The following is a 1764-nucleotide window of genomic DNA, read 5'->3' as shown; positions in this document are numbered from 1 at the left end:
ACCGCCCCGCAACACACCCGATTCATTTTGCCGCTGTTTCACCCGACAAAATCCATCGCTATGCTGCATGGGCGGTATTTTTCTTTTACGGGAAACGCACCTTGAAAATCTCATGAGCCGACCGAACGTGATACCGACTTTTCGTCAACGCCGCTGCACAAACAGGGGCAGGAACTGCGTTCGGAGCAAACGGTGACCCACATACATGAGCAGCGGAACTCTCTACTTATTTTTTGCGCCTTAACAATTCGGAAACAATTACCCAGAAACGGTTTTGAGCGCAGCGGTAGAGGGCAAGAACCGTCCCGTGGCCACAAATTTTCAATTCTTGAAAATGTTGTGCTCCACTGGGACTTCACTTCTGCAATGCGTCTGCATTTCCGAAGTGATCTTGTTGGGGCGTGCCTGCCCCAAACCCTGCTCATCATTCGTGCCTTACGGCACGAATGGAACGGCGTGTCGTGCTTTACATAACTTCACCGAGGAGTTATCGAACAGACAGGAGGTACAATGACCAAAACGAATGTTCAACCGATTCCTAGCAATTCCCAGCACCACGACACGCCGAACAACAAAACGCACGTCATCAAGTTCCGTGTGACAGCGGAGGAAAAAGCGTCACTGGAACTCACTTGCAAACTCCTGAATCTCTCCCTCTCCACTTTTATCCGCCGCGCCATCCACAACGTCAAGATTGAGAAAACGGTCATCGTTGCAGGCGGCGGCGAAGAAGCCCTGACCGCTGTTTCCACTTTGCTTGCTCAGTGCAGCAAGGTGGGCGGAAACCTCAACCAGCTTGCAAGGCACTTCAATTCCGGCGGTGCGGACACCGAGCAGATCCGGGCGAAACTCCTTGACGAACTTGCAGACCTGACCGCATTCCGGCTGCACGCCGAGAAAGTTCTGGGTGAACTGTATGGCAACGCTCAAGCATATCGCCTCTAAGAATTCGGACTACACCGCCATCGAAGCGTACCTCGTTTACCAGCACGACGCGTTCACCGGAAAGCAACTTCTGGATGAGCACGGCAAGCCGAAGCTGCGGGATTCGTACCTGCTCGACACCCTTGAGTGCGGCGATTTCTCGTTCGCAACGGCCTGTCTGCTGGCAAACCGCAAGTATGGCAAGAACACCCAACGCGATGATATTAAGAGCCATCAGTATATCATCAGCTTTGACCCACGCGATGCAGCCGACAACGGCTTGACCATGGAAAAAGCACAGGCACTTGGCCTGAAATTCTGCGAAGAAAACTTCTCCGGTCACCCCGCCATCGTCTGCACTCACCCGGATGGGCATAACCATTCGGGAAACATCCACGTCCACATTGTGATCGGCAGTATCCGCACACGAGAGGTGGAACGTAAGCCCTATATGCAAAAGCCCCGTGACTGGCGTGAGGGTATGAAGCACTCCAGCACAGCCCAGACCATGCGGCACTTGCGTGTTGAGGTCATGGAACTGTGCGAGGGTGCCGGACTGTACCAGATCGACCTGCTCAACGGCTCGAAAGAGCGCGTGAGCGAAGCTAAGTATTGGGCGCGTAGGCGCGGTCAGTTGAAACTTGACCGTGAGAACGCAGCCCTCACCGCAGCTGGACAGCCGCCCCAGCAGAAGAAGTTTGAAACCGCAAAGGAAACCTTGCGGAAACAGATCTCGGATGTGCTGGACACCGCAATGAGCTTTGAAGATTTCTCGGACAGGCTCTTGCAGCAGTACGGAATCACGGTCAAGGAAAGCCGTGGTCGGCTCAGCTATCTGCC

Annotated in this window: 2 protein-coding genes; both read left to right on the top strand. The window is 54.0% G+C overall.

Annotated features, from left to right (window positions below):
- Window positions 1-510: 510 nt before the first annotated feature.
- Window positions 511-945 (top strand): plasmid mobilization protein, encoded by a 435-nt coding sequence (locus CGS49_RS03170; protein ID WP_097800475.1) that lies wholly within the window; start codon window positions 511-513, stop codon window positions 943-945.
- Window positions 917-1764, top strand: an 848-nt coding sequence (locus tag CGS49_RS03165) for a relaxase/mobilization nuclease domain-containing protein (protein ID WP_179859012.1), incomplete at its 3' end; no start/stop codon positions are given. The genes CGS49_RS03170 and CGS49_RS03165, both read left to right, overlap by 29 nt.

The organism is Faecalibacterium langellae (genome assembly GCF_002549775.1).
GTDB lineage: Bacteria > Bacillota > Clostridia > Oscillospirales > Ruminococcaceae > Faecalibacterium > Faecalibacterium langellae.
The sequence above is the reverse complement of the archived record's forward strand: the minus strand, read 5'-3'. Positions and strand labels throughout refer to the sequence as shown.